We start from the raw sequence: 6,835 nt of genomic DNA on the forward strand, positions 1-6,835 counted from the left end.
GCGATCATCGCTACGAGTCGCTCTCTAGCCTCAAAGCTCGCCCACGCCACGTGCGGAGTGAGTATCAAATTTTCCTTGTTTTTGATACGAAGCAGCGGATGATCCGCGCGCATAGGCTCGGTCTCCAGCACGTCGGCGGCAAATCGCAAATTTCGCCCGTCTATAGCATGGGCTACGGCGCTCTCGTCCACGATGCCGCCGCGTCCGAAGTTCATCAAAATCGCGCCCTCTTTCATCAAATTTAACTCTCGTTCGCCGATCAAATTTCGCGTTTTTTCGTTTAGCGAAGCGTGGATACTCACGATGTCGCAGCCGCTTAAAAGCTCGTTTAAATTTTGCCTTTTAAACTCTGCGTTTGCGTTCGCGCCACTAGTTGAGTAGTAGCTCACATTCGCGCCAAATGCCACCGCGATGCGCGCCACGCCCCTGCCGATCTCGCCAAGTCCGATGACGCCAAAGCTCTTGCCCGCGATCTCGCCGATACTGCGGTCTAGATTCGTAAAAATTTCGCTCTTTGCCCACTCGCCGCTTTGCGCGTAGTTATCATAAAATTTTATGCGATTGGTCAGCGCAAAAAGGCAAGCAAACGTATGCTGCACGACGCTAGCTGTGGAGTAGCCCGCGACGTTTTTTACCGCGATGCCTTTTGCTGCGGCGTGCGCAAGATCGACGTTGTTCATGCCAGTTGCACTTATGCAGATTAGCTTTAAATTTGACGCGCCCATCGTCTCTTTGTCGATGACGACCTTGTTCGTGATGACGACGTCCGCGCCTTTTAGTCGCTCTACGCGCTCGTTTGCGGCGGTCATTTGGTAGCTTTTAAATTCGCCAAACTGCCTAAAAACGTCCAAATTTACGTCGCTTCCAAGCGTCGAGGCATCGAGGCAGACTATTTTCATCTTGCGTCCTTATTTGATAAAATGCCCCACAAATTTGGAGTAGTTATCTAAAATTTCGCCGCCCCTGCGGTATCCCAGCGCGCACGCCTCGTAGGCGAAAAACACGCCCGCTTGGTAGCTATTGTTGGCGGCGTCTTTGTTAAATTCGTAAAATTCCTGATAGATCGCGCGGTTTGCTCCGTAGTCGCCGCCGTTTTGCAAGCTCACGCTACCGTCCGCCTCTATCACGCTCACGTTTGCGCCCTCTCGCCCGAAAACCGGCTTTTTCACGCACTTTTTGCCCGCGATCGGCTTGTCGCTAGCTTGGAGCAAAAGCGGGTGATTCGGATAGAGATCCCATAAAATTTTCAAGATACCTTTGCTTTGGAAAAGTAGCGTGTATGCGGGATTTAGGATGATGGCTTTTTGATTTTGGACGATGTTTTTTAGGATGATGGCTAGCTCGCCCTCCTCTACAGCGATATCCTCCCACGGCACGAGCTTAAACCAGTACTCGTAGTTTTCGCCGTCAAAAAACACACCATCCTCGTCGTTAAATACGACCTCATCGACGTAGGCAAACGCCGTGTGAAAGCCCGCCTCCTCGGCGATATACTGCAGTAGCTTCACGGTCTGCTCATCCTCGCTACTACCGGCCACCGAGCTAAATAAAATTTTCCAGCCCTCGTAGTGCTCGTTAAAGCTCTCGGTCTCCTCATCTAGCGTCACGAGGCGTCTAAAATTTTGCTTTAGGGCGTCATAAAGGTCGTTAAACTGCGCGCTCTCGTCCATGCGGTTAAATTTGAGCGCCGCCCACTGGATGATCGCCGTCTCAAACACGGCAGTCGGCGTGTCGGCGTTAAATTCGATCAGTTTTATCGGTTTGCCATCCAGCCCGCCGGCTAGATCAAATCTGCCGTAGAGGTGCCAGTGCACGTCGTTTTCCCAGCTTTCGCGCACGAGATCTACGAGATTAAACGGGATGCCGACCTCGTGGTAGAGGTTGTTGTCGATGACGTGCTGGGCGGCTGCGACGAACATATCGTATAGCTCGTTTGCGGCATTATAGTAGGCCTCGGCCTGCGCCTCGCTCACCTCTACTAGCTCGTCTGCTACGTAGTCGCTGCCGTCTGGATCCGTATGCCACGTAAAGCCGATTTCGCTTAAAAATTCGTTATTTAGCGGGCTGATTTTTTTTAAATTTATCATGATTAACCTCCAAAACTTGAACTTGAACTTGAGCTCGAGCTTGAGCTACTTGATCCGCCGAAAAATCCGCTTTTTCCGCCGCTAGGCTTACCTGCCGAGCTCGTGGCTTTGGCTTTGTTAAAGCTATCGACGCTCCTTGAATACGCGCTTGGGTTTTTATACGCGCTTTGGCGCTGCGACTGATAGCCCGGGTTGTTAAATAGCTTGTTGCCGATCCAGCTACCGATGATCGCGCCCGCAGCCGAGGCTAGAAGCGTCTCGCCAAGGCTCATACCGCCGCTTGAAAGTTGCGCGTTTTGAGCGTTCGAGCCGGTTAAATTCGACGTTCCGGCGTCGATTTTAGCGTTTTCCTCGGCGATTAGCTTATCCATCTCCTCTTTGCTCAGCACGCGCTCGGTGCCGTTTATGTCCTTTAGCACGACGCGCGTTTCGCTGCTTGGGTACTCCTCTAGGACTTTATACTTGCCTGGTGCGGTTTCTTCGATGATGACGAATGCTCCCGTTTTTTGCGCCGCTTCGTTTAGCGCACTACTTTCTCCGCTGTTATCGTTGCTGCCGCAGCCAACCAATCCCGCCATCACGACTGCGCCAAATCCGCCCACGGCAGCGTAGCTGGCTACTTTTTTTATGCCTTTAAAAACTCTCATTTTTTATCTAGCTCCTTTGAAATTTTCTTGCTTTTTACCATTATCACGCCTTTTTTAAATTTGATAAATTTTGATTTTCCGATGTTTTTTATGATTTTATTTTGCGTTTTTTTTAGGCTCTTGCCGCTTAAATTTTGCGATTTTAAAAACTCGGCCAAGCTCGTCCATTTGCCCTCATTCTCAGGCTTGCTCTCGACAAATTCCACATCGATGGGCGCTACGTATTCGCCGTTTTGACGGGCTAGCAACGGACGCTCGAGCATACTTAAAAATCCTCTTAGTTTCTCGTCTCTTTCGCGATAAATTTGAGCGATTTCGGTTTTATTATTTAGTAAAATTTGCTCTTTTTCGCGAAAAAGCCTCTCTTTATCGGCTTGCAAATTTTGATTTTGTTCTTTTAGTTCGCTGATTTGCGAGAGTAGAAATTCGTTCACGTCAAATTCGCCCGCTTTCGCAGCTTTTTTTGACTCCGAGCTTTTAGCGGATTTTGAAGTTTTAGGCGCTGATTTGGGTGCGGCTTGGGGCTCATGGCCTTCTAAAACCACGTATTTTACGCCGTCTTTTTCAAAGGTTTTTAGCGTTCCGCGACGAATGCGGTTGTAGACGGCTTCCTTGGTCACGCCTAAGATTTCCGCGGCCTCGCTCACGGGCACTTTGGACATATTTTTCCTTTGATCGTTAAATTTGGCGTAGATTATGGCAAATTTTGGCTTTGATGCGAGTTAAACGGGAGTTTGAAAAAAGAAAAGGCCGCCGAAGCGACCCTTTTGGTTAGAGCTTTGACTCGTAGCGTCTAAGCATATATAGACGTTTAAGCATTTTCTTGCGAGCCGCGATTTTTTGTTTTTTGCGGATCTCGGTCATAGGCTCGAAAAAGCGTCTTGCGCGAACTTCAGTCACGACAAGGTTCCTGTCGGTTTGCTTTTTGAACTTTCTGTAAGCTTCGTCAAAAGACTCGTTAGGATGTACCTTAATACCAGGCAACGTCCTCACCACCTTTCAATTAAAATAGACGGCGATTATAGTTTAAATTTGATAAATTTAAGCTTTGTTCGCCATCTGGGGCTTTAAATTTAGCCTTTTAGTATATGCTCTGCCGCTATCATCGCCGAGCTGATACAATCGGGCGTCGAGCAGCTAGTAAGCCTCGTATATCCGTGCACGCCACCCGTCGCCTCGCCTACGGCGTATAAATTTTTAATAGGCTTGTTATCGTTTATATTAAGGACTTCAAAGTTTAAATTTACCCTCACGCCGCCCGGAGTATAGCTGATGCCCGGAGCCCCGAGTATCGCGTAAAACGGCGCTTTTTCTATCGGAGCGACTTTGGTTAAATCTTTTTTAAAATCGGCATCGGTTTTAGCGGCGACGCTTTCGTTATACCGTCTTATTTCCTCTTTTAAAATTTGCGCATTTAACTTAAAGTCTGCCGCCAGCCCGTCTAAGCTCTCAAATTTTTTCATCTTGCCGGTTTCTATAAATTTTTGCAGCCTTTTTGGATCGTGACTGGAGGCAAATCCCGTCTCGTCAAAGATTATAGTCGGGAACAGATCGCTTTCGTTTTTTTGCATATTTTCTAAAATATTATCGGACAAAGTCTGCCTATCGCCGTCTTCGTTCATAAACCTCTTTGAGTTTTTGCCGTCGACCGCAATAGCAAATATCAAATCCTCGGTCGGAATACCGAAAGAATAGCGTCCCAAACTAAGCTGTATAGGCATCGCGCCCGCCCTTACCATCGTTTTTAGCGCGCCTGCCGTCGCGCCCGGATTTGACGGAGTGGAGGCTAGAGCGAGCCTTGGATTTTGTGCCGCTTTAAAGGTTTTATCCGCCGAAAATCCGCCGCTTGCAAAAATCACAGCCTTTTTAGCTTTATAAAATTTAACGTCTCCGGAGACATTTTGCGCATCGTCGTCGGCTAGGTTTTTGTCAAATTTATATTCCTCTCTCACCTTTAGCCCTATCGCCGCGCCGTTTTTATCCAGCACGATTTCATCGACCTTTACTCGTTTTAGCGTCTTGCCGCCCTTGCTCTCAAAGTGCGAATTTAGCGCCTGCACGCACGCTCCGCCTCCGCCTACGGGCTCTAGGCTTCTTGCTACGCTATGTCCGCCCAGATGCTTTAGCTTTTCGGCGTATTGCACGCCTCTTGCTTTGGCAAATTCATAAGCTCTTTTTGAATTTTGGGCAATCCTATAGGACTGCTCTATGTAGTTAAAGCCCTTGCCCGCCTTGTTTAGATCTTTTACGAAAAGCTCGATGGAGTCTTTGATGCCGGCTTTTTCTTGTTGCTCGGTGCCCACGCAGGCAAAATCAAGCTGAGAAACTACAGAGTTGCCGCCGGTTCGCGACATCTTTTCTAGTAGCGCGACGCCAAGCCCACCCTCGGCTGCTACGATGCCCGCAACGTTTGCGCTAAGGCCGCTACCAACCACCAAGACGTCATATTCCGCGTCCCATTTTATCTCATCATCTTGTGCCGCTTGCAAATTTAGCGCGCCCACTGCGGCTGCTACAAGGCTAGTTTTGATGAAATTTCTTCTAGAAATTTTTTTCATAACATCTCCTTTAAAGAATTTATGAAATTATACATCGTAAAAGGGGCGTAATAGCAATTTTAATACGCGTTTAATAGCATTAACCCTATAATCTATCAAAAATTATCACTACTTTGTAATCAGGACGAATTATGACGAAAGAAGAGTATAAAAATTATTTCAAATTTGCTAGCAAACGCTATATCACCTACATCCTGATCACCTGTACTGCGCTGATTTTACCGTTTATATCTATCGGCAGAAATCAATTTTTCCTACTAAGCTTTGAGCACAGCGAACTACATCTGTTTTTTGCCAAATTTAACGTCCAAGAGCTGTTTTTGATGCCTTTCGTGCTCATCATTTTTTTTATTTTTATATTTTTTATGACGAATTTGGGCGGCCGCGTCTGGTGCGGCTGGAGCTGCCCGCAGACGATATTTCGCGTGATCTACCGCGACCTTATACAAACTAAAATTTTAAAAATCCGCAAGAGCGTCTCAAATAAACAAACGCAGGCTGAGGGCGGCGTCAAAAACGCGGTAGCTATCGCGATCTGGAGCGTTTTAGCTTTTATCGCAGCGGCAAATTTTCTCTGGTTTTTCGTCCCGCCGCAGGAATTTTTGGCTCAAATTTTAGACCCCTCCGAGCATAAAATTTTACTCGGAGCTTGGATTGTTATCGCTGCGTTTTTGATATTTGACGTAGCGTTTTTGGGCGAAAATTTTTGCGTTTACGTCTGCCCCTACGCTAGAGTGCAGTCCGTGATGATCGATTCTGACAGCGTGCAGGTGATCTACGACGAGGCGCGCGGCGGTAAAATTTACGATGGTCAAACCAAACTCTGGAAAAAGCCTCCTGAACCGCAAAACGAGTGTACGGGTTGCGAAGCCTGCGTGAAAATTTGCCCGACGCACATCGACATCAGAAAAGGCATGCAGCTAGAGTGCATAAACTGCCTAGAGTGCGTAGATGCCTGCACCAAAACGATGTCGGGGCTAAATTTGCCTAGCCTAATTAGCTGGACAAGCTCAAATTCGCTAAAAACCAAGCAAAAAGTGCGGTATCTGCGCTTTAAAACCATCGGTTACTGCGCTGCCATCGCTATCGCCGCAACCGCGCTAACGCTAATGAGCGCTAAAAAAGAGAGCATGCTGCTAAATATCAACCGCACGAGTGAGCTATACAAGATAAACAAAAGCGGCGAGATCGAAAACGCATACGTGTTTTTGTTTGAAAACACCGACACTCAGGCGCATGAGTTTTATTTTGACATTAGCTCGGACAAAGCTAAAGCGCCGATAAAAATCGAGCGCCCAAAGGCTCAAATTTTGCTAAAAGCGGGCGAAAAAAAGAAAATTGTAGTTGTGCTAAGCGCGCCTAAATCGGCATTTGCTAAGACTGGCGAGCAAACGACGAAGATAGAAATCTCCGCCTACGCAGCGGATAACAAAGAAAAGATAAATGTTAAGAGACGGACGATTTTTGCCCATCCAAGTGAGTAAAAAATTATTTTTTTATAGTATAATCATATACTGACATTATATAAAGTATCAGAATAAAA

At 47.1% G+C, this 6,835-nt stretch carries 7 protein-coding genes; 1 reads left to right on the forward strand and 6 read right to left on the reverse strand.

The window, feature by feature from the left end:
- The 6 genes from Q0546_RS04705 to Q0546_RS04730 all read right to left on the reverse strand — a co-directional run.
- The coding region (locus tag Q0546_RS04705) for a D-2-hydroxyacid dehydrogenase (RefSeq protein WP_298790978.1) at positions 1 to 899 on the reverse strand (899 nt) is incomplete at its 3' end.
- A 9-nt stretch (positions 900 to 908) separates the two neighbouring features.
- Positions 909 to 2,087, reverse strand: coding sequence for a glutathionylspermidine synthase family protein (locus Q0546_RS04710; protein WP_298790980.1), 1,179 nt, complete (start codon positions 2,085 to 2,087; stop codon positions 909 to 911).
- 2 nt (positions 2,088 to 2,089) lie between these two features.
- Complete coding sequence (locus Q0546_RS04715) at positions 2,090 to 2,665, reverse strand: UPF0323 family lipoprotein (RefSeq protein WP_298790988.1); 576 nt, start codon at positions 2,663 to 2,665, stop codon at positions 2,090 to 2,092.
- A 65-nt stretch (positions 2,666 to 2,730) separates the two neighbouring features.
- The gene (locus Q0546_RS04720) at positions 2,731 to 3,396 is read right to left on the reverse strand and encodes a DNA-binding protein (RefSeq protein ID WP_298790982.1); all 666 of its coding nucleotides are present in this window, start codon (positions 3,394 to 3,396) and stop codon (positions 2,731 to 2,733) included.
- A 109-nt stretch (positions 3,397 to 3,505) separates the two neighbouring features.
- Positions 3,506 to 3,718, reverse strand: coding sequence for a 30S ribosomal protein S21 (gene rpsU / locus Q0546_RS04725; protein ID WP_002951513.1), 213 nt, complete (start codon positions 3,716 to 3,718; stop codon positions 3,506 to 3,508).
- Between the two features lie 89 nt (positions 3,719 to 3,807).
- Positions 3,808 to 5,292 (reverse strand): flavocytochrome c, encoded by a 1,485-nt coding sequence (locus Q0546_RS04730; protein WP_298790984.1) that lies wholly within the window; start codon positions 5,290 to 5,292, stop codon positions 3,808 to 3,810.
- Between the two features lie 131 nt (positions 5,293 to 5,423).
- Between Q0546_RS04730 and ccoG the strand changes: the two genes are divergently transcribed.
- Positions 5,424 to 6,776 (forward strand): cytochrome c oxidase accessory protein CcoG, encoded by a 1,353-nt coding sequence (gene ccoG / locus Q0546_RS04735; protein WP_298790986.1) that lies wholly within the window; start codon positions 5,424 to 5,426, stop codon positions 6,774 to 6,776.
- Positions 6,777 to 6,835: the final 59 nt, after the last annotated feature.

Source organism: uncultured Campylobacter sp. (assembly GCF_937997465.1).
GTDB lineage: Bacteria > Campylobacterota > Campylobacteria > Campylobacterales > Campylobacteraceae > Campylobacter_A.

Coding starts and splice junctions, on each gene's coding strand:
- Q0546_RS04710 (WP_298790980.1), bottom strand. CDS start 2,087: ATGATAAATTTAAAAAAAATCAGCCCGCTAAATAACGAATTTTTAAGC.
- Q0546_RS04715 (WP_298790988.1), bottom strand. CDS start 2,665: ATGGCGGGATTGGTTGGCTGCGGCAGCAACGATAACAGCGGAGAAAGT.
- Q0546_RS04720 (WP_298790982.1), bottom strand. CDS start 3,396: ATGTCCAAAGTGCCCGTGAGCGAGGCCGCGGAAATCTTAGGCGTGACC.
- Q0546_RS04730 (WP_298790984.1), bottom strand. CDS start 5,292: ATGAAAAAAATTTCTAGAAGAAATTTCATCAAAACTAGCCTTGTAGCA.
- ccoG (WP_298790986.1), top strand. CDS start 5,424: ATGACGAAAGAAGAGTATAAAAATTATTTCAAATTTGCTAGCAAACGC.